The organism is Pseudomonas sp. AIG, from assembly GCF_977020205.1.
Window position 1 is genome coordinate 1 of record NZ_CDROCK010000033.1, and the last position, 21856, is coordinate 21856.

Consider the following 21856-nt stretch of genomic DNA (forward strand, 5'->3'; position numbering starts at 1 on the left):
AACCCCTGCCTCGGTTACGATAAACCGCGGCCGCGTCGGGTCATCCGCCAGTTTCTGCCGTAAATGCCCCACCACAATCCGCAGATAATGGCTGTCCTCAGTGTGCGTCGGTCCCCAGATATCCTTGAGTAACTGCTGCTGGGTAATCACCCGCCCCGGATGCCGCGCCAGTTGCGCCAGCACCGCATACTCCTTGCGAGTCAGCGCGATTTCGACACCGTCGAGCAACACCCGCCGATAAGCCAGATCCACAGTCAACGGGCCAAAGCTCAGCGCCGCCTGCTGGGCCTCCCCCGCCGGCGCCTGACGCAACAAGGCGCGAACCCGCGCGAGAAATTCCTGTATGCCGAACGGCTTGGTCACGTAGTCATTGGCGCCGCCATCCAGCGCCTCGACCTTCTGCCCTTCGCTGGCGCGCACCGACAGCACCAGCACCGGCGCCGTGGCCCACTCGCGAAACTCGCGCAGCACTTGCTGGCCGTCCATGTCCGGCAAGCCGAGGTCGAGCACCAGCAAGTCCGGCTTGTTCAGCGCGGCCTGCGCCAACCCTTCCGCACCGGTGCCGGCCTCGAGCACTTTGTAGCCTTGGGAAGCGAGGCTGATGCGCAGGAACTTGCGGATCTGCGGTTCGTCGTCGATGACCAAAATGGTCGCGGTCTGGCTCATGAATTCACATCAACACAAAAGAGTGGCAAGAGAGTAGCGCAGTCGCCATCAGGCTTCATCGTCCATCCCCGGTTGCGTCTGCAACGGCAAGTGCAAGGTGATGCAAGTGCCGCGCCCGTCGATGCCGTCGGCGACACTGATGCGACCGCCGTGCGCACCGACCATGCCCTGACAGATCGCCAGGCCCAGGCCGGTGCCCTGGCCGCCGCGATCACCGCGGGCAGCGGTGTAGAACATGTCGAAAATCTTCGCCCGCTCGTCCTCGGGAATCCCCGGCCCCTCGTCGCTGACCGAGAAGAAAATCTCTTCATCATTCACTCCCGCGCTGAGTTGCAAACGACCGTGAACGGGTGAGAAACGCGCTGCGTTTTCCATCACGTTGACCAGCGCCTGTTCGATCAACGCGGCATGCACGAACAACAGCGGCAACTCGCTCGGCACATCGGTGCTGACCTGCAACGGCGCGAGCACCGCGCGCAGGCGATTGAGCGAACTGCCGACGATGTCGGCCGGCGACACCCAGTCGCGCGCCAGCTTCAGCGCACCGTGGCCGAGACGGGTCATGTCGAGCAGATTCTGAATGTAGCGATCGAGGCGTTCGGCTTCATCGCGGGTGCCTTCGAGCAGTTCACGACGATCCTCCAGCGGGATCGCTTCGCCGAGGGCCAACAGGCTGTCGATGCTGCCGCGCATGGCGGTCAGCGGCGTGCGCAAGTCGTGGGACACGGAGGCCAGCAAGGCACTGCGCAGTTGTTCGGTTTCACCGTGCAGACGCGCGGCTTCCAGATCATCGGCCAACTGCGCGCGCGCCAACGCTTGGGCGAGCGGTTGACTCAACGCGGTGAGCAAACGCCGACGCTGACCGCTCAAGGTCTGGCCTTCTTTGGCGCAGACACCGAGCAGCGCCAGCGGCCCGTCTTCGACTGACAGCGGCCACCACCACCAACGTCCGAACGGCAACGTGCCGGTGCCCATGCCCGCCGGTTGATCGTGTTGCCAGGCCCAATCGGCGGCGGCGCGCTCGGACTCGGTAAACTCCAGCGGCCCGCCGGTCTCGACCTTCCAGCCGCCCTGCCCGTCACGATTGAGCAGGCACAGTTGCAGATCGCTCCAGCCATTGAGGTGTTGCGCGGCGGCGCTGACGACGGCTTGGCGGTCGGTCGCGGCGGTGAGTTTGCGCGACAGGTCGAGCAGCTCGGTGGTTTCTTCCTGGGTGTCGCGCAAGGCTTGCAATTGTCGACGCTGACGCGCCGCCAGATTGCCGGTGAGCGCTGCCATCAGCAGGAAAAACAACAGGGTCAGCACGTCTTCTTCGCGCTGAATGCTGAAGGAAAAATTCGGTGGGATGAACAGAAAATCGTAGGTCAGAAACGACAGCGCCGCACAGGCCAGCGCCGGGCCGAGACTGCTGCGCACCGCGACCAGCAACACGGCCGCGAGGAACACCAGCGAGATATTCGGCAGTGGCAACACACTCGATACCGCCCACGCCAAAGCACTGGCCAACAGCGTGGCAACCAGCGCCAGCGCATAGTCGAACCACACCAGTGTCAGCGGGTTACGCGGGCGCGACTGCGGGTGTTCATGATCGTTGTCGAGGACGTTGATTTCCAGGCCATGGGCCTGACGCAACAGACGCGCGGCCAAGCCACCACCGAACAGTCGACGCCGCCAACTCGGCCGGGACTGGCCGACCAGCACCAGACTCGCACGACGCTCGGCGGCATGCTGGACCAAGGTTTTCGCGACTTCACCGGCGCGCAATAAAACCACTTCACCACCGAGGCGCTCCGCCAATTGCTGAGCGCTTTGCAGACGCAAGCGTGATTGCTCGTCGCGCACCGCACCGTTATCGACATGCACCAGACTCCACGGCAGATGCCGGCGCTGGGCAACGCGACTGGCATGCCGAACCAGGCGTTCGGCCTGCGCATCGCCATCGACGCCAACCAGCAATCGGCCACGCACCGCCGGGGCGGCCTGACCGAGTTGGCGATAGCCTTGGGCGAGATCATTGTCGACTTGCGCGGCGGCGGTTTGCATCGCCAGTTCGCGCAATGCGGTGAGGTTGGTCTGGGTGAAAAACGCATCGATCGCCGCGCGCGCCTGCTCCGGCACATAGACCTTGCCTTCGCGCAGACGCTCGAGCAATTCGCGTGGCGGCAGGTCGATCAGCAGCAGTTCGTAAGCCTCTTGCAGCACCCAGTCCGGCAGGGTTTCGCGCACCTGCACGCCGGTGATGCCGCGTACCTGATCGTTAAGACTTTCAAGGTGCTGGACGTTGACCGTGGTGAACACGTCGATGCCGGCGGCGAGCAGTTCCTGAATGTCTTGCCAGCGTTTATCGTGACGACTGCCGGGGGCGTTGCTGTGGGCCAGCTCATCGACCAGCACGAGCTTCGGTTTGGCCGCGAGAATGCCGTCGAGGTCCATTTCTTCGAGCATCACGCCACGGTATTCCGAGCGCACCAGCGGCTGTTGCGGCAAGCCGCCGAGCAACGCTTCGGTTTCGGCGCGACCGTGGGTTTCGACCACCCCGGCGAGGACTTTCACGCCCTGACGCAATTGCGTGTGGGCGGCCTGAAGCATGGCGTAGGTCTTGCCGACACCGGGGGCGGCGCCGAGGAAAACCTTGAGGCGGCCACGGCCGTCACGGGGCAGGTCTGCTAACAGCGCGTCGGCGCGGCCGGAGTCGCTCATGCTTGATGCTCTCTCTTCCTGATGTTTATGCGGTGTCTATGATGGCCCCTTCGCGAGCAAGCTCGCTCCCACATTTGGAACGCGTCCTCCTGTGGGAGCGAGCTTGCTCGCGAATGGCCGCGCCGCCGATCTACAATTTTTCCAGTGCCATGTTCAGCGCCAGCACATTCACCACTGGCGGTCCCACCAGCGGCTGTTCGATGTGCGCATCGAGCAGTTGCTGCAAGGTCGACACCGGCAGGTTTCGCGCTGCCGCGACTCGCGCCAGTTGATAGGCAATTGCCGCCGGTGGCAAGTGTGGATCGAGGCCGCTGCCGGAGGTGGTCAGCAGGGCCAATGGCACTGGGCCTTGGCCGGGAACCTGGAGTTTGTTGGCGTCGTCGATCACGCGGGTTGCCAGTGCCGGATTGCTCGGGGCCAGGTTGCTCGCGCTGCTGGAAACGGTCGCAAACGCACCGGCGGAGGGCCGTGGATGGAACCACGTATCGCCGACAAAATCCTGGGCGATCAGCGACGAGCCACGGACTTTGCCGTCGGCATCGTGGACCAGACTGCCATTGGCCTGCTCGGGGAATGCGACCTGCGCGATACCGGTCACTACCAGGGGATAGGCGACGCCGGTGACCAGGGTCATCAGCACCAGCAGGCTCAGGGCGGGACGTATCATTGTGGACATTTCATAATCCTCGAATTCGTTGGGCAAACTTGGGTGGGGTGTCAGGGAGATCTTTTCCCCCTCACCCCAGCCCTCTCCCCCAAGGGGGCGAGGGGGAAAGGGAGCCGATTTGTGTGCTTTTCAGAACTTGCGTTCGGCTCGGTATTTCAAGTCGGTGTAGCTCACGCAACCACCTCAATCAGTCCCCTCGCTATAAGTGCGCGAGGGGAAAGGGAGCTGATTTCTGCGCACTTCAGAACCTGAGTTCGGCTCGGTATCTCAAGTCGGTGTAGCTCTCCCAATCACTTCGGTCAGTCCCCTCTCCCTCTGGGAGAGGGTTAGGGTGAGGGGCTGCGATGTCAGCCTCACACCAGATGCAGCGCCGTGAGCAGCATGTCGATCGCCTTGATCCCTACAAACGGCACCAGAATCCCGCCCAATCCATAGATCAACAGATTGCGACGCAGCAACGCCGCCGCACTCGCCGCCTGCACGCGAACCCCGCGCAACGCCAGCGGAATCAGCACAACGATGATCAAGGCGTTGAAGACGATGGCCGAGAGGATCGCGCTCTGCGGACTGGTCAACTGCATGATGTTCAGCACGCCCAGTTGCGGGTAAATAGAAGCGAACAGCGCCGGCAGAATCGCGAAGTATTTGGCCACGTCGTTGGCGATGGAAAACGTCGTCAACGCACCACGGGTCACCAGCAATTCCTTGCCGATCTGCACCACGTCGAGCAGCTTGGTGGGGTCGCTGTCGAGGTCAACCATGTTCGCCGCTTCGCGCGCCGCTTGTGTGCCGTCGTTCATCGCCATGCCGACGTCAGCCTGAGCCAGCGCCGGGGCATCGTTGGCACCATCACCGCACATCGCGACCAAACGACCGTCGTTCTGCTCATGACGAATCCGTGCGAGTTTTTTCTCCGGGGTGGCTTCGGCTAGGACGTCATCAACGCCTGCTTCAGCAGCGATGGCGGCAGCGGTCAGCGGGTTGTCGCCGGTGACCATTACGGTGCGAATGCCGAGTTTGCGCAGTTCGGCGAAACGCTCGCGAATGCCCGGTTTGACCACGTCCTTGAGGTGAATCGCGCCGAGCAGTTTGCCATCGGCACAGACCAGCAATGGCGTGCCGCCGCTTTGGGCGATCTTGTCGATTTCCCGCGACAGGGCTGGGGCCAGATCCGAGCGTTTTTGCCCGAGGAAACTCAACAGCGAATCCACTGCACCTTTGCGGTAGACACGGCCCTGATAGTCGACACCGGACAAACGGGTTTCAGCGCTGAACGGCACGGCGGTCAGGGTTTCCAGCGCCGGCTCAGGCTGCGGATTCAAACCGCGCAAGTACTCAACGATGGATTTACCTTCAGCGGTTTCATCGGCCAGCGAGGCAAACAACGCACCTTCAGCCAGCTCGCGACCATTCACACCCGGCGCGGCATACACCGCGCTGCAACGACGGTTGCCGAAAGTGATGGTGCCGGTCTTGTCGAGCAACAGCACATGCACGTCACCCGCCGCTTCCACGGCGCGACCGGATTTGGCGATCACGTTCAGACGCACCAGACGATCCATGCCGGCAATACCAATCGCCGACAGCAGACCACCAATGGTGGTCGGAATCAGCGTAACCAGCAGTGCCACGAGGAACACCAGCGGCAGGCTGCCATTGGCGAAATGGGCGAACGGTTGCAGGGTCACCACCACCAGCAAAAAGATCAGGGTCAGGCCGATCAGCAGGATATCCAGCGCCACTTCGTTCGGGGTTTTCTGGCGGTTGGCGCCTTCGACCAACGCGATCATTCGGTCGAGGGTCGATTCACCGGGATTGACGGTGATCTTCACCAGCAACCAGTCGGACACCAGTCGCGTGTTGCCGGTGACGGCCGAGCGGTCGCCGCCGGATTCGCGAATCACTGGCGCCGATTCACCGGTGATCGCCGCTTCGTTGACTGCCGCGATACCTTCGATGACTTCGCCGTCACCGGGGATCATCTCCCCGGCTTCGACGCGCACCACGTCGCCTTTGCGCAGGCTCGCCGCGGGCACGACCTGAAAGCTGCCATTGGCCTGTTTGCGCCGTGCGCTGAGGCCTTCGCTGCCAGCCTTGAGGCTGTCGGCGCGGGCCTTGCCACGACCTTCGGCCAAGGCTTCGGCGAAGTTGGCGAACAGCACGGTGAACCACAGCCACAGGGCGATTTGTGCGGCAACAAACGTCGGCACATCGGCGTCGGGAATGAAGCACAGCACGGTGGTGAAAATCGCCGTCAGCTCAACCACCAGCATCACTGGCGAACGCTTCAGCTGCCGAGGGTCTAGCTTGACGAAAGCTTGCAGCAGCGCCGGCCGCCATAGGGCCGAGATCGCGGTTTTCGCTTGTTCCGGCGCCTTGACGGCGGCGGGTTTGATTGCGGGCATATTCATCGATAAGTCCTCAGAAACCCATGCTCAGATGTTCGGCGATAGGGCCGAGCGCCAGAGTCGGCAGGAAGGTCAGGCCGCCCACCAGCAAAATGGTCACGGTCAACAGCGTCACGAACAGCGGGCCGTGGGTCGGGAAACTGTTCTGGCCGATCGGCGCGGTTTTCTTCATCGCCAGACTGCCGGCCAAGGCCAGTACCGGAAGGATGTAACCGAAGCGACCGATCAACATGCCCAGGCCCAGCATCAGGTTGTGGAACGGCGTGTTCGCGCTCAGACCACCGAACGCCGAGCCGTTGTTGGCACTCGCCGAGGTGTACGCGTAAAGCAACTGGCTGAAACCGTGCGGGCCGGGGTTGCTGATGGTCGCCGCCGCACTGGGAACTGCGGCTGCAATTGCACCGAGCACCAGCACGCCAACCGGCATCACCAACAGGGTCACGACCAGCAGTTGCACCTCACGCGCTTGGAGTTTCTTGCCGAGGTATTCCGGCGTACGCCCGATCATCAGACCGGCGAGGAACACTGCGATCAGCACGTTGAGCAACATGCCGTAGAGCCCGGCACCGACGCCGCCGAAGATCACTTCGCCGACCATCATGTTGACCAGCGCGACCATGCCGCTGAGCGGATTAAGGCTGTCGTGCATGGCGTTGACCGAACCGTTCGAAGCCGCCGTCGTCGTCACCGACCACAGCACGGTGGCGGTGGTGCCGAAGCGCGCTTCTTTACCTTCCAGCGGTGCGGTCTGTTCAACCGCAGCGTTGTTCAGCGTCGGGTTCGGCTGATATTCAGCCCACAGCGAGGTCGCGCCGCCGATCAGGAACAGCGCGAGCATGCAGGCGATGATCGCGCGGCTCTGACGCAGGTCTTTGACGTAGTGGCCGAAAGTGAACACCAGCGCCACCGGGATCAGAATGATCGAAGCGACTTCAAACAAGTTGCTCCACGCGGTCGGGTTCTCGAACGGATGCGCCGAGTTGACGCCGAAGAAGCCGCCACCGTTGGTGCCCAGTTGCTTGATCGCAATCTGACTGGCGGCCGGACCGAGCGGGATCACTTGATCGACGCCCTGCATCGTCACCGCGTTCACATATTGCGCGAAGGTTTGCGGCACGCCCTGCCAGACCAGATACAGCGCCAACAACAGGCACAGCGGCAGCAGGCCGTAGAGGGTGGCGCGGGTCATGTCGACCCAGAAGTTGCCGAGGGTTTTCGTCGACTTGCGGCCGATGCCACGGCACAGCGCAACCAGCACCGCGAGGCCGGTGGCGGCGCTGACGAAGTTCTGCACGGTGAGGCCGACCATCTGGCTCAGGTAGCTGAGGGTCGCTTCACCGCTGTAGGACTGCCAGTTGGTGTTGGTCATGAAACTGACCGCGGTGTTGAACGCCTGGGTCCATTCCTGGCCCGGCAGATTCTGAGGATTCAGTGGCAAGTGATCCTGGAACAGCAGGATCGCGAACAGCAGCAGGAACCCGGCGAGGTTGAAGGCCAGCAGCGCCAGCGTGTACTTCTGCCAGCTCTGTTCCGCCTGCGGATCGACCCCGGCGATGCGATAGCAACCGCGTTCGACCGGGCCGAGAACCGGCGTCAGCCAGGTGCGCTGACCTTCCATCACCTTGTAGTAGAAGCGCCCGAGGAACGGCGCCGGCAGCAAGACCAGCGCAAAAAACGCGAGGATCAGCCAATAGTCATAACTGTGCATAGCCGCTCCTAGTTCCGATCCGCGCGCAACAGCGCAACCAACAGATAAATGAACAGCCCCACTGCCAATAGCAGTGACACCCCGTCCAGAACGCTCATGGAAGATCTCCGTGTTACGGCGTATTGCCGCGTGTGCAGGCATTGTCGGAAAGGAGGCTGTAAAGGAACGAGAGCGAGGGTGTTGGCTGTGCATAAAGAAAGCGTAAAGAGTGGGTTTATGCGGGCGTTACAGCAGGTTTTTGCGCCGTCAGGCCGGGCCTCTTCGCGAGCAAGCTCGCTCCCACATTTTGAAATGCATTCCCCCTGTGGGAGCGAGCCTGCTCGCGAAGACGGCATAACCGCCAACATCGCACCCAACTGGCGCACAAAAAACACCCATCCAGCGGCGAACATCCCCGATACGACAGCTTTCAACTCATTACGACTTGTTTCAGCGCACTGGCACGCCCACTGCAAACGCCCTCCCCCGAGCTTTCCAAACCGTTCAGGGAGCAACCGCATGAACACACAACTCAAACCCACACTGGGCACCTTGCACCTGTGGGGCATCGCCGTCGGGCTGGTGATTTCCGGGGAATATTTCGGCTGGAGCTACGGCTGGGGTGTGGCCGGAACACTAGGATTTCTGGTGACTTCATTCATGGTCGCGACGATGTACACCTGCTTTATCTTCAGTTTCACCGAACTGACCACTGCTATTCCCCATGCGGGTGGGCCGTTTGCCTACAGCCGACGCGCCTTCGGTGAAAAAGGTGGATTGATCGCAGGCCTGGCAACGCTGATCGAATTCGTCTTCGCGCCACCGGCCATTGCCCTGGCCATCGGCGCTTACCTGAATGTGCAGTTTCCGGCGCTTGATCCGAAACACGCAGCAGTCGGCGCCTATATCGTCTTTATGGGTTTGAACATTCTGGGCGTGAAGCTTGCGGCGACTTTCGAATTGATCGTCTGCGTACTGGCCGTCGCCGAATTGCTGGTGTTCATGGGTGTGGTCGCGCCGGCGTTCAGCTTCAGCAACTTCGCCCTCAATGGCTGGGCGGGGTCGGATGTATTTGGCGCGCCGGCAATTGCCGGGATGTTCGCAGCTATTCCGTTTGCGATCTGGTTCTTCCTCGCCATCGAAGGCGCGGCAATGGCCGCCGAAGAAGCCAAGGATCCGAAGCGCACGATTCCCAAGGCCTACATCAGCGGCATTCTGACCTTAGTGTTGCTGGCGATGGGCGTGATGTTCTTTGCCGGTGGCGTCGGCGACTGGCGCACTCTGGCCAATATCAACGACCCGCTGCCGCAAGCGATGAAAACCGTGGTTGGCGACAACTCCGGCTGGCTGCACATGCTGGTGTGGATCGGCCTGTTCGGTCTGGTTGCGAGTTTCCATGGGATCATCCTCGGCTACTCGCGTCAGTTCTTCGCTCTGGCCCGCGCCGGTTACCTGCCGGCGTCACTGGCGAAACTGTCGCGCTTCCAGACGCCGCACCGCGCCATTATTGTCGGCGGCATCATCGGCATCGCCGCGATTTACAGCGACGGCCTGATCAACCTCGGTGGCATGACCCTGACCGCCGCGATGATCACCATGGCCGTATTCGGCGCCATCGTGATGTACATCATGAGCATGCTCAGCCTGTTCAAACTGCGTAAATCGGAACCGAATCTGGAACGCACTTTCCGCGCGCCGTGCTATCCATTGATTCCAATCATTGCTTTGGTGCTGGCGGTGGTGTGTCTGGTGGCGATGGCGTGGTTCAACACGCTGATCGGGTTGATCTTCCTCGGTTTCATGGCGGTCGGTTTCGGCTACTTCCTGCTGACCGGGCAACTGCGTGCCAACGCACCGGCCGATGCGATGCTGACGGGCCTGTAGTACGGAGCAGCCGCACTTTGAGCTCCCGGTTCTCCAACTGCCGGGAGCACTCTGAATCAGCCAATTCCTGGAAATTGTGCTGATTTTTCAGAATTCGGCCACCCTAGCTCCTAGCGACGTACGCATACAGCAACACCGCTAATGTGCTCGCGACTAACGTCCCCTCCTTGAAATATGACCTCCCCGGTGAGACCACGCCCCCTACGAGAGAGCCGCGTTACTTAACATTTCCTGCGCCGCTACCGTTGAGCAAGCCCGGTAATATTCCCTTCTCTTTGATACACTCGGTCTCCGAAGATAACTACCCAGACACATCAATGTCCTATCAAATTTTTGAATATTAACTGATCAAGCAGAAGCCACATGCCCTCGATGCTCTCTCCTGAAATTTCAGTCGTCATTCCAGTTTATCAGGCAGCCGCGCTTGTAGATGAGCTACTCAAACAACTCACTATCGAGCTGAAATTGATCACGGATCGATATGAAATCATATTGGTTGAAGACCGAAGCCCTGATGACAGCTGGGCGGAAATCCAAAAAGCACAAAAGTTATACCCTCACGTCAAGGCAGTAAGACTAAGTCGTAACTTCGGCCAGCATCATGCAATTTCTGCCGGGCTGTCCCTCGCCAGAGGCGAGTGGACGGTTGTTATGGATTGTGACCTTCAAGATCAACCCAGCGAAATTTCAAAACTTTATCAAAAGGCCAAAAGCGGATTCGATATTGTTCTTGCGAGGCGAGCTTTACGTCAGGATAGCTGGATAAAAAGGTGCTCCTCAAGATTATTTTATGGTGCTCTGGGTTATTTGACCGGAGTTGAGCAAGATGCATCCGTGGCAAACTTCGGCATTTACAATCGAAAAGTAATTTCCGCCATCAACAAAATGTCAGAATCGATTCGATATTTTCCGACGATGGTTCGCTGGGTAGGTTTCAAGTCAACAAAACTTGATGTCACCCACGCCGCCCGCCCTGAGGGGAAGACCTCATACAACTTAAAAAAACTGCTGAATCTTTCACTGGATATATGCTTGGCCAACTCTGAGAAGCCCATCAGACTAACGATAAAACTTGGACTCTTGGTGGCCTTTACTGGTTTTATATACGCAGCTTTCATTGCCGCCCGAGCAATACTGGGAGAAATTCCGATTCTTGGCTATGCAAGTATATTGGTTTCAATATGGGTTCTGAGTGGTCTGATGATTTGCATTATGGGCGTCATCGGACTCTACGTCGGAAAGTCTTTCGAAGGAATAAAAAAACGCCCCCTTTACCTAATCGACGAAGTAGAAACCAATGATCCAGAACATTAAGTTCGGACTCTACTTGATGACAGCAAAAGGGCTCGCAGCATTGCAGGCTTTTGCATCTGAGACAAGTAGCAATCAAATTGAGTATATTGTTGCAGCTAGAGACGCTAATACATCCAATGATTATTACGACGAAATTATTGAGTTAGCAGCACAAATTCAAGTACCGGTTTTTGAACGTTCGCAATCCCTACCGCCCGCAACGCATCTGATTGCGGTGTCCTGGAGATGGCTGATCTCCGCCGGAGATGATCAGCAGCTCATCGTATTCCACGACTCTCTTCTGCCTCGATACCGAGGTTTTTCCCCGCTGCCCAGCGCACTCATTAATGGTGAAAGAGACATCGGCGTGACGGCACTTTTTGCGTCGGAAGAATATGATCGTGGCCCCGTCATCGCTCAACAATCGATCGAGATTGAATATCCCGTTAAAGTAGCTGAAGCCATCGAGCTTTTGCTTCCGTGTTACAGAAAACTTGTCACAAAAATAGCCAAATCTGTCACAACGGGGAATATAACAGGCATTGAACAAAACGAAGTAGATGCAAGTTACAGTCTCTGGCGCGATGAAAGGGATTATTTTATAGAATGGACGTGGGACGCCAATCGCATAAAGCGCTTTGTCGACGCCGTCGGTTACCCCTACAAAGGAGCTGCTACAACCATCGATGGAGAGGTCTTTCGTGTTCTTGATTGCACTGTATTACCTGATGTAAAAATCGAAAACCGAGCGCTTGGTAAAGTTATATTCATACACGGAGAAAGCCCTGTGGTAGTCTGTGGTAATGGCCTGATAAAAATACTGAAGATGATTAAAGATCCTTGTTCAACAAACGCATTGCCATTACAAAAATTTCGCACTCGATTTGTTTGACCGTACTGAACACGGAAATACATAACCCAATGAACCCCCAGCTGTTAACAAAACTGAAACAATTGATCACTTACATCACCATAGGAACAATTAGCAACATTGCTGGCTACATTACGTATTTATTATTGACGAAGCTTGGCCTCCCCTCAAAAATTGCAATGACAATACTGTACGCCTCAGTCACTGCAATTGGCTTTTATGGCAACCAAAAATTAACTTTCAAGTATGACGGCAACATGCTGGGGGCTGGGGCGCGTTATTTAATTGTTTATGTATTTGGTTATTCTATAAACCTTATAATCCTGGTGGTTTTTTCCGACCACCTTGGATATAATCACCAAATAGTCCAGGCAGCAGCAATTATCGTCGTTGCTATATATTTATTCATGACTTTGAAATTGTTCGTATTCCGGAGAGCTACATAAATGGTAGATACCCGTTCACCATTCCCTCCGTCCTATTTTGCGCAACTAGCCGAAATAGAATCATCCAATTGGTGGTTTCGCTCAAGGAACCGTTTATTGCTTTGGATTCTCCACCGTAAAATCGGAAAATTTGAGAACTTTCTCGAAGTAGGCTGCGGCACGGGTTTCGTTCTTGAGTGCATCGCCAAATCTTTTCCGTATGTTGAAATATCGGGCGCAGAATACTACGAGGAAGGCCTGGAGTTCGCCAAAACGAGAATACCTTCGGCGAATTTCAAGAAGCTCGACATTACCAAAATGTCCGACCGGGAATCCTATGACGTCATTGGTGCTTTCGACGTCATTGAGCATATTGAAGAAGACCAAAAATCCCTGATAAATCTCGCGCACGCATTAAAGCCAACAGGAAAACTCATTATCTCTGTGCCACAGCATCAATGGCTCTGGTCGGCCACAGATGAAGCTTCCTGCCATGTAAGAAGATACTCGAGCAAGGAACTTTCAGCCAAGCTACAGGCAGCCGGTTTGAAAATAGATTACCAATCGTCATTCATCAGTCTGCTGCTTCCATTGATGGTTGTTTCTCGGAAACGCTCCAGCAATGTTAAGGTGGACCCGATGGAGGAGCTTAAAATGTCGAAAGCATTGAATTTGGCACTGGAGACGATAATGTCGCTTGAACTCTTCCTGCTAAGAGTTGGCGTAAGATTCCCTTTCGGCGGATCATTGTTAATAGTTGCAAGCAAACATTAATATATAATCTCCCACCACCAAACGTGTGGAAAAATGATGAATAATGAAATAATTCACTTCAACCGCCCACACATGACGGGAAAAGAGCTCTACTATATTGCAGAGGCAAAGTTTGGTAACAAACTGGCGGGCGATGGAACATTTACCAAGCGTTGCCACACTTGGCTTGAAACACAAACAACGTGCTTCAAGGCATTACTTACCCATTCGTGTACAGCCGCACTCGAAATGACAGCCCTGCTGTTAAACATCGAACCCGGCGACGAAATTATATTGCCATCATATACATTCGTCTCAACCGCCAATGCATTTGTTCTGCGCGGAGCCATCCCTGTTTTTGTCGATATCCGTGAAGACACACTTAATATTGATGAAAGACTTATCGAAAGCGCCATTACTGTTAAAACCAAAGCTATTGTAGTTGTCCACTACGCAGGCGTTTCGTGCGAAATGGATTCCATAATGTCGATTGCAAAACGATACAACTTAAGAGTTATAGAAGATGCAGCCCAAGGCGTAATGTCCAAATACAAGGGACGAGCCTTGGGAAGTATCGGCGATCTTGGAGCATTCAGTTTTCACGAAACAAAGAACGTAATCTCAGGCGAGGGCGGAGCCATACTGGTTAACGATCCTCAACTAGCACTGAGGGCAGAAATTATTCGCGAGAAAGGTACGGATCGAAGTCGTTTCTTCAGAGGTGAATTAGATAAGTATACCTGGCAGGAGGTTGGTTCATCCTATCTTCCCGGAGAACTGATAGCGGCATTCCTGTGGGCACAACTAGAAGAAGCACAGTCTATTACCGACCAGAGAATTTCCAGCTGGAACTATTATAACAAAACGCTCGAAGGACTGGAAAAACAAGGGGCTCTTCGCCGCCCGGTTATTCCTGTTCATTGTGAGCATAATGCGCATATGTATTACATATTGCTTCCAGAAGGAATGGACAGACAACAAGTGTTGACTGATCTAAAAAAAGACAATGTCTTGTCTGTTTTTCATTATGTCCCTCTCCATTCTTCGCCTGCCGGCCAACGATACGGCAGGGTTCATGACTCGATGAATGTGACTGACAGACAGTCCGAGCGACTGCTCCGCCTTCCGCTTTGGGTCGGGTTGACCAGAGAGCAACAAGACAGAGTTGTAGAAGCCCTTTATCGTTCAATAGGCTAATACAGGATCGGCGATCAAAGCACGCACGTGATCATTTCTTCACCACTGCACCCCCCGGTGCAATGGTGAAGCGACTTTAACATTGCCTCAAACGCGACACTTCCAACTATTTACATCGTGATCAGTGTATAACCCGATCATCAACGATAATTCAAACCACCTCCCTTTTAGGGAAAAATCGATTGACCAACCTCACAAATAAAACCATTAGGACCAAAATCCAAAAAACCTTTGTCAGCAAATAATATCTGTTTTCTGTGTGCAGCATATAAGCAGTCAACAATGTAGACGCCGTCGTCATGAACACCACAACTGTTATCCATTTGTTTTTTAGCCAAAACGAGGCAAATGTCAGCAGCACAAAAACAAAGAGCAAAATTTGCATGCAAAGCAGTTTACCAGACTCAACGACCATCGTTACAGGTGTCACTTCAAATGGAGCCCGCCCCATATATACGGCCCAATAAAACTTGGAAAACCCTTCATAAAGCTTCAGCGCAGTAAACTGGAGAGCGGAAAGTTCAACTTGCAACTTCGAAACATAAGAACTCTTAAACGGTTCCGTATACGCAATTAACTCAACAAATGGCTGAGCATTGGTGGGTATGTACACCTCCATTGCCCGGGGATCATAGAACCAGAAAATTCCAGACTTACTATAAACAAGCGCCACTTGCAGCAAGCATACCGAGACACCACACAAGTAAAATGCCAAGTACTTGAATCGGCTTTGAAATTGCGCCTTGAAATCAAAGCAAAACCAGAACATCACTAGAAAAAATATTGACACAACATAATTCGGCTTCATCAGAACGGACATCGCTGCCATCAACCCGGCCGCTATGAGTGCCTTGGCGCTTCTCCTGTTTTTTTCGCTGGATAAAACTGCCAACGACCCAGTAAAGCAAGCAAAGCTCTGAATGTCCGACAACCGCACAGGAATATAGGCAACACAAAACACCAGTGTCGTGATGACTATGACGCCCCCCCCAAAGTAGTCAACCCAGCGCCTTTGCCCTAAGCGCGAGTCACTCAAGTTATAAAACATTATCAGCAGCGAACCAACCAACAACATCAGGCATGCCAAATTCAAAAAAACCGTAATATAATTCTGATCAATCAAATCGCCTGTCATCATGAACGGGATTGCTTGATAAACTGAGATACCTATTGGCCGAATCGGATCATAACAAGTTGAGCCTATATCTCCACGCCCCAATATATAGTCGGCGCAGGAAATCCCTAAAGCCGTATACTGATCAGCATCACCAAGCACCGGGAAGTCCATCTTTTTCCTTATTTGTAGATTGAAATATCCCTTGCACTATATCGTGTTTGATTTTTTTTCACACTCACCTCTCCGACCGATATCAAGCAGTAAATGCACCACCTATCGACTACAATTTCATGGCCCTGGCGTAAAAAAGCGTCTATGCCCACGACCTGAATCCTGGCACCAGCCGTTCAGGTCAGGGTAATTATCGGCGCTTATAGTCCCTGCCCCCCTCAACCAAAACTCTGGAGTTCACAGCAAACCAGAGAATCAGGCATAGAATGGAACCACTGGAGATCCCAGCTGCTCGAAAGCAGCGTGTATGTCGAGCGACGAAACTCTCGTTCGCCGACTTGTCTTGAAGGAGAGCCGTTATGCCCTGGTATGCCTGGTTGATTCTGGTGGTTGCAATCGGCTCGATCGTCGGCGGATTAATGATGCTGCGCGATACCGCCAACAAGGTCGATCTGACCGATGAAGAACGCCGACGCGTTGCCCAACGCAATGCCGAAGCGGACGCCAAAGACGCGCAAGACCGTTGAACACAACCCCGCCTGATCGGCGGGGTTTGTGTTTTTTATAGCCATTGGAGCTATCTGCACGCTTTTAAGAAGTAGATGTACAGTCACCATTTAATTTTCCGTGGTTAAGATGGGGACATTGTTGCGGAGAGTTCCAGATGCGTTACTCGCAGGATCATAAAGCCCAAACCCATCAGCGCATTATCAAGGAGGCTTCGGCACGCTTTCGCAAGGACGGCATCGGCGCTACAGGTCTGCAACCCTTGATGAAAGCGCTGGGGCTGACCCATGGCGGTTTTTATTCGCATTTCAAGTCCAAGGACGAATTGGTGGAGAAGGCCTTGCAGGAGGCCGGCAACCAGGTTGACGGGTTATGTGCCGAGATTTTTTCGCAGGATAATCCGCTTGATGCCTTTATCGAGACGTACCTGTCCGAATGGCATCAAACGTCGCCCCATGAAGGCTGCCCGTTGCTGACCATTTCTTCGGAGCTGGGCCTGCGCGGCCAACCGAGTCCCACCAGTGACGTGGTCCTCAACGCACGGCTGGAACAGATCGAAAACAGCCTCGAAGGCGAAAACAGCGCTGACCGCGCCATCGTCATCATGTCGACACTGGTCGGTGCGCTGCTGCTGTCACGCAGCGTCGCGGATGCCGAGTTTGCGCAACGCATCCTCGATGTCACCCGCGACCACCTCAAGAATCGCGACTAAACCTGCCAGCGCTTGAATAATACGCTGGCATTGACCCCGCCGAAGCCAAAACCGTTGGACAGTGCATATTCGATCGGAATTGACCGCGCCTCGCCATGGACGATATCCACACCGGCACTCGCCGGATCCGGATTGTCGAAGTTGAGCGTCGGAGGCACCACCTGGTCCCGAATCGCCAATAGCGTGAAAATCGCTTCAAGCCCACCGGCAGCGCCGAGCAGATGACCTGTGGCCGATTTTGTCGACGTCACCGCGATTTTATTCTCTTCGCCGAAAACACTTTTGATCGCCGCCAACTCCCCCAGATCCCCGACCGGGGTCGACGTGGCATGGGCGTTGAGGTGCTGCACCTGATCCGGCTTGATACCCGCCTGTGCCAGTGCCAGCGTCATCGCCCGCCGCGCACCGCTGCCGTCTTCAGGCCCGGCCGTGAGGTGGTAGGCGTCGGCGCTGGTCCCATAACCGACCAGCTCAGCCAAAGGCTTCGCGCCACGCGCCAAGGCATGTTCCAGGGATTCGATCACCAGCAGCCCCGCGCCCTCGCCCATCACGAAGCCGTCGCGACCGCTGTCGAAAGGACGCGAGGCCCGCTCGGGGGTGTCGTTGTAACCGCTCGACAATGCTCGAGCTGCCGCAAAACCGGCCAGACTGACGCGGTCGATACAAGCTTCCGCGCCGCCGCACACGGCAATATCTGCTTCACCGGCGCGGATCAATCGCGCCGCATCGCCGATTGCTTGAACACCTGCAGCGCACGCCGTCACAGGTGCGCCCAAAGGTCCCTTGAAGCCGTGTTGAATGGACACGTGCCCTGCTGCGAGATTGACTAGAAAGGAAGGAATGGTGAACGGCGACAGGCGCCGAGGGCCGCGGCTATCCGTTGTGCGTACGGCGTCGGCGATTGCACCGAAACCACCGACACCGGAACCGATGATCGTTGCGGTACGCTCCTGGCTTTTGTTTTCGGAAGGATGCCAGCCAGCTTGTTCCAGCGCCTGCCGCGCAGCCTCCATGGCGAACAGAATGAAGCGGTCCATCTTCTTCTGCTCCTTGGGCGGCGTGGCGCGATCCGGATCAAATCCTGCTTCAGCATCTTCTTCCAGCGTCGGCACTGCGCCACCGACTCGCGTGGGTAAATCAGCGACCGTTGCCTCAGGCAAGTTACGCAAACCAGACCGCCCGGCCAGCAAACGCTGCCATACGACTTCAAGATCGCTGCCCAAGGGTGAAACCAGGCCCATGCCCGTGACGACTATTCGACGCGAATCCATACCGTGGTGACCTCTGATCAATTCAATTGCCGGACTTGTAGCGTTGGGCTGCGGAACTGCGGGAAAGGTTCGGCGCCATGACATGGCGAGCCGCAACAAAGGCGTGCCATTCGCCCGAGTCAGGCAGCGAAGGAATGGTGATCAATTCGCCCTGATCCAGACCGGCCAGCGCCGCATCGACCATCTCGCCCGCGTCCATGACCATTTCTGCCGGAATGCCACTGACGTCAATACCGGAGCGCTCCCAGATTTCGGTGCGGGTTACACCAGGCAGCACGGCCTGGATCTGTACGCCGGTGCCTTCGAGTTCGGTATTCAATGATTGGGTCAGGCTCAGCACATAGGCCTTGCTAGCGCTGTAGGTGGCGTTGAAGCGCTCCGGAAACAACGCCACTACCGAGGCGATATTGATGATCGTGCCGCGACCAGCCTTGGCGAAACTGGCGGCGGCCGCCGATGCCAGGCGCGTGACGGCGGTGATGTTCAAATGGATCAGTCGCTCCAACTGGTCCATATCGGCGTTGGCCAGCAATCCGTCCGCCGCCACACCGGCGTTATTGACCAGCAAGCTGATGCTGGAATCGCTGCGCAGGCGTTGTTCGAGTTTGAGCACGTCATCCTTCTGCGTGAGATCGGCCTTGAGCACTTCAACCTGAACGCCATGGGTATCACGCAACTGGCTCGCAGCACCCTCCATACGGTCCTTGTCACGGGCAACCAGCAGCAGATCAAAACCACGCGCCGCAAGGCGCTGCGCGTAAATCGCACCAATACCGGACGATGCGCCGGTCACCAGAGCAGTACCTTGGGATTGTGCGGAATTCATGTGAGTGCTCCTGGAATGCTTGATGAAAGAAGTTACCGATGAGGCCCGTTGGCTCGACGCACCGGCAAATTATTATAGGCATAATCCAAACACAATATGATAGCCGTAATTTTAAATCGTCCGACGGGTGTCCTCTCCATCACTGCCGGCTATGCGCTGCGCAAGTAAAAAAGGCCGGTCAATGACCGGCCCCTTGGCGTTGAACACTCAGCTTAGTTGACTTCCAGCTTGTCGCGATTGCGATCCAGGATCGCCTTGCCAATCCCCTTCACTTCCAGCAACTCATCCACCGATGAAAACGGCCCGTTTGTTTCACGATACGCAACAATCGCTTTCGCCTTGGCCTCACCGACTCCAGCCAGTTCCTTTTGCAGCGTCGCCGCGTCGGCATCGTTGAGATCGACCTTTGCACTTTGGGAAGCTGCCGCTGTGTCCACCACCAACGGCGCTTTGGGCGACTCCGCCGGCCCAACAGGTGCAGCAATAGCGGCGATCGAGGCGCTGGTGAGGAAAGCAAAGATCAGAGAATAGAAGTAACCGGTACGCATTAGTGACGCTCCATCATCGTTTGAGAAAGCAGCTTTTCCGAAGCTGCTCTCCAAACGTAGGTCATGCTGGGTGTATGTCAAAAATGTGAGCGTTACAGAATGTGAAACAATCAGGGTTCGAGACGGCGTTGCTGATAGATCCAGTCGACAATTTCGCCATCGGGGGTGTAGCCGGAGACGGTGTCTCGCAGCAACTGGCGAACGCGCGAATAATCATCTTCCTCGACGGCAGCCAGCAAATCCGCCAAACGAAGCTTGAGCAAGTCCCATGGCAAATGATCTTCGCTGGCACTCATGATCATCGGGTGTTCAGTCGCCAATACGTTATCGCCAATCAACAACTCTTCATAAAGCTTCTCGCCGGGGCGTAACCCCGTGAACTCGATCGAAATGTCGCCTTGCAGATTTTTTTCCGAACGCACGCTCAAACCGGACAAATGAATCATCTTCTTCGCCAGTTCGACAATTCTTACCGGTTCCCCCATATCGAGTACGAACACATCGCCGCCCTGCCCCATGGAACCGGCCTGAATCACTAGTTGAGCGGCTTCAGGGATAGTCATGAAGTAACGGGTAATCTTCGGATGGGTAACCGTCAGTGGCCCACCGGATTTGATCTGACTGTGGAATAGCGGAATGACCGAACCAGAAGAGCCCAGCACATTCCCGAAGCGAACCATCGTGAAGCGAGTCTTGTTGACTCGGGATACGTTGGATTTGTCACCGAATAGAACGGGGGCGATTTCTCGACTCAAGGCCTGAAGCGTCAGTTCGGCAAGTCGCTTGGTACTGCCCATTACGTTAGTGGGGCGAACAGCCTTGTCTGTGGAAATCAATACGAAGTTGGACACCCCCGATTGCAAGGCAGCCTGGGCAGTATTAAGCGTCCCGATGACGTTGTTGAGTACCCCTTCTGCAATGTTGTGTTCAACCATGGGCACGTGTTTATACGCGGCAGCATGGTAAACAGTTTCAACGTCCCAAGTCTTCATGACATCCAGCAGTTTATGCGGATGTCGGATGGAACCGAGTATTGGCAAGAGCTTGACCGACGCCGACTCCCGGCTTCCCCTCTGCTCCAACTCCGAAAGTATGCTGTAAAGGTTGAACTCGCTGTGGTCAAACAACAGTAGCCTGGTGGGGCCAAGCGAGTAAATCTGTCGGCACAGCTCTGAGCCAATGGAGCCGCCAGCGCCAGTAACCATCACCGTCTTGCCCTTGATACAACGCTCAAGCAGCTCCGGTTGTGCAGGCACCGAATCACGACCCAACAAATCAGCGATATCCACTTCCTGAATATCCTCGACCTTGACTCGGCCACTGGCAAGGTCAGTGAAATTTGGAACGCTGCGGATGTGTAGCGGAAAACTCTCCAGAAGCGTGAGAATCTCCCGGCGACGTGCACGTGTCGACGACGGCAGCGCCAGAAGAATTTCCTGCGCACCTGTTTCATCGATCATCTGTTGAATGTGTTTAGGTTTGTAGACTTGCAGCCCGGCAATTACCCGATCCGCAATGCTCGGATCGTCATCGATAAATGCCACCGGGCGCATGGTTCGACCCATGCGTAACGCCGCGACCAATTGATTACCCGCGACACCCGCGCCATAGACTGCGACTTTTATAAGGCTATCGTCACGACTGGAAAACGGAACGTGCTGAGCGCCAGCGAACCAGTCCCCCATGAAATACTGACGCATGCATAACCGCAAGCCGCCGATGATGACAAGGCTCAGCCACCAATAGTTGAAGACAATCGAACGCGGGACTACCGCCTCGTGGTTGCTATACCAATAGACGACGAGCGCCAGAATCAATGCGGACAGACTGACCGCTTTGATAATAGCGACCAGTGCATCGTTGCCGAAATAGCGCATGACCGCACGGTACATTCCAAAACGAATGAACAAGGGAATCGCAACAATAGGTGCACATACGAAAAGCCAGAAATGCACCTTGAAAGGGTTGTACATATCGTCCAGGCCCAGGCGAACGATAAAGGCCAGCCACAACGCGGCCCAGACGAGCACGATGTCTGTGGCAACCTGAAGCAGTCTCTTGCGGCGCCGGGGAAGGCCTAACAGGTACTCTCTGATTTTATCCATAAACCCTTCAATTACCTTGATCACTCCTTTGAGCAGCACTCTCCATCG

19 protein-coding genes are annotated in these 21856 nt (G+C 55.8%); 8 read left to right on the forward strand and 11 right to left on the reverse strand.

Features of this window, described 5'->3' with window-relative positions; genetic code table 11:
• From ACWR1S_RS18825 to kdpF, 6 genes are all read right to left on the reverse strand, one after another.
• Positions 1-666: response regulator (locus tag ACWR1S_RS18825; protein WP_454564540.1), on the reverse strand; the 666-nt coding region annotated here is incomplete at its 3' end.
• A gap of 48 nt (positions 667-714) precedes the next feature.
• Positions 715-3366, reverse strand: a complete 2652-nt coding sequence (locus ACWR1S_RS18830) for a DUF4118 domain-containing protein (RefSeq protein ID WP_454564541.1) — start codon at positions 3364-3366, stop codon at positions 715-717.
• A 130-nt stretch (positions 3367-3496) separates the two neighbouring features.
• Positions 3497-4042, reverse strand: a complete 546-nt coding sequence (kdpC, locus tag ACWR1S_RS18835) for a potassium-transporting ATPase subunit KdpC (protein ID WP_454564542.1) — start codon at positions 4040-4042, stop codon at positions 3497-3499.
• A gap of 344 nt (positions 4043-4386) precedes the next feature.
• A complete protein-coding gene (gene kdpB, locus ACWR1S_RS18840) occupies positions 4387-6444 on the reverse strand; it encodes a potassium-transporting ATPase subunit KdpB (protein ID WP_454564543.1) in 2058 nt (685 codons plus the stop codon).
• A 10-nt stretch (positions 6445-6454) separates the two neighbouring features.
• Complete coding sequence (gene kdpA / locus ACWR1S_RS18845) at positions 6455-8149, reverse strand: potassium-transporting ATPase subunit KdpA (protein ID WP_454564544.1); 1695 nt, start codon at positions 8147-8149, stop codon at positions 6455-6457.
• Between the two features lie 8 nt (positions 8150-8157).
• On the reverse strand, positions 8158-8247 hold the full coding sequence (kdpF, locus tag ACWR1S_RS18850) for a K(+)-transporting ATPase subunit F (protein ID WP_007899818.1): 90 nt from the start codon (positions 8245-8247) through the stop codon (positions 8158-8160).
• A gap of 400 nt (positions 8248-8647) precedes the next feature.
• Between kdpF and eat the strand changes: the two genes are divergently transcribed.
• The 6 genes from eat (at position 8648) to rffA (ending at position 14551) form a co-directional block, all read left to right on the forward strand.
• The gene (gene eat / locus ACWR1S_RS18855; RefSeq protein ID WP_454564545.1) at positions 8648-10012 is read left to right on the forward strand and encodes an ethanolamine permease; all 1365 of its coding nucleotides are present in this window, start codon (positions 8648-8650) and stop codon (positions 10010-10012) included.
• A 363-nt stretch (positions 10013-10375) separates the two neighbouring features.
• Positions 10376-11326 carry a glycosyltransferase family 2 protein gene (locus tag ACWR1S_RS18860; protein ID WP_454564546.1) on the forward strand — a complete coding sequence of 317 codons (951 nt, stop codon included), beginning with the start codon at positions 10376-10378 and terminating at the stop codon, positions 11324-11326.
• A complete protein-coding gene (locus ACWR1S_RS18865) occupies positions 11310-12197 on the forward strand; it encodes a formyltransferase family protein (RefSeq protein WP_454564547.1) in 888 nt (295 codons plus the stop codon). The genes ACWR1S_RS18860 and ACWR1S_RS18865 overlap by 17 nt, the downstream gene beginning before the upstream one ends.
• A gap of 29 nt (positions 12198-12226) precedes the next feature.
• On the forward strand, positions 12227-12622 hold the full coding sequence (locus tag ACWR1S_RS18870) for a GtrA family protein (RefSeq protein ID WP_454564548.1): 396 nt from the start codon (positions 12227-12229) through the stop codon (positions 12620-12622).
• Between the two features lie 96 nt (positions 12623-12718).
• Positions 12719-13375, forward strand: a complete 657-nt coding sequence (locus ACWR1S_RS18875) for a class I SAM-dependent methyltransferase (protein WP_454564549.1) — start codon at positions 12719-12721, stop codon at positions 13373-13375.
• 36 nt (positions 13376-13411) lie between these two features.
• Entirely contained in the window at positions 13412-14551 is a 1140-nt protein-coding gene (gene rffA, locus ACWR1S_RS18880; protein WP_454564550.1) for a dTDP-4-amino-4,6-dideoxygalactose transaminase, read from the forward strand.
• A gap of 151 nt (positions 14552-14702) precedes the next feature.
• Here rffA and ACWR1S_RS18885 read toward each other — a convergent pair whose 3' ends face one another.
• On the reverse strand, positions 14703-15839 hold the full coding sequence (locus ACWR1S_RS18885) for a hypothetical protein (protein WP_454564551.1): 1137 nt from the start codon (positions 15837-15839) through the stop codon (positions 14703-14705).
• A 359-nt stretch (positions 15840-16198) separates the two neighbouring features.
• Between ACWR1S_RS18885 and ACWR1S_RS18890 the strand changes: the two genes are divergently transcribed.
• Positions 16199-16366: a DUF2897 family protein gene (locus tag ACWR1S_RS18890; RefSeq protein WP_007908505.1), complete on the forward strand. Its 168-nt coding sequence runs from the start codon at positions 16199-16201 to the stop codon at positions 16364-16366.
• Between the two features lie 137 nt (positions 16367-16503).
• Positions 16504-17058, forward strand: a complete 555-nt coding sequence (locus ACWR1S_RS18895; RefSeq protein WP_038364332.1) for a TetR/AcrR family transcriptional regulator — start codon at positions 16504-16506, stop codon at positions 17056-17058.
• Here the strand turns inward: ACWR1S_RS18895 and fabF are convergent.
• The 4 genes from fabF to ACWR1S_RS18915 all read right to left on the reverse strand — a co-directional run bounded on the left by fabF (position 17055) and on the right by ACWR1S_RS18915 (position 21808).
• Positions 17055-18329: a beta-ketoacyl-ACP synthase II gene (gene fabF / locus ACWR1S_RS18900; RefSeq protein ID WP_454564552.1), complete on the reverse strand. Its 1275-nt coding sequence runs from the start codon at positions 18327-18329 to the stop codon at positions 17055-17057. The two genes, ACWR1S_RS18895 and fabF, sit on opposite strands and share 4 nt — an antisense overlap.
• A gap of 22 nt (positions 18330-18351) precedes the next feature.
• Complete coding sequence (locus ACWR1S_RS18905; protein WP_454564553.1) at positions 18352-19155, reverse strand: SDR family NAD(P)-dependent oxidoreductase; 804 nt, start codon at positions 19153-19155, stop codon at positions 18352-18354.
• 212 nt (positions 19156-19367) lie between these two features.
• On the reverse strand, positions 19368-19703 hold the full coding sequence (locus tag ACWR1S_RS18910) for a ComEA family DNA-binding protein (protein WP_454564554.1): 336 nt from the start codon (positions 19701-19703) through the stop codon (positions 19368-19370).
• Between the two features lie 110 nt (positions 19704-19813).
• The gene (locus tag ACWR1S_RS18915) at positions 19814-21808 is read right to left on the reverse strand and encodes a polysaccharide biosynthesis protein (protein ID WP_454564590.1); all 1995 of its coding nucleotides are present in this window, start codon (positions 21806-21808) and stop codon (positions 19814-19816) included.
• Positions 21809-21856: the final 48 nt, after the last annotated feature.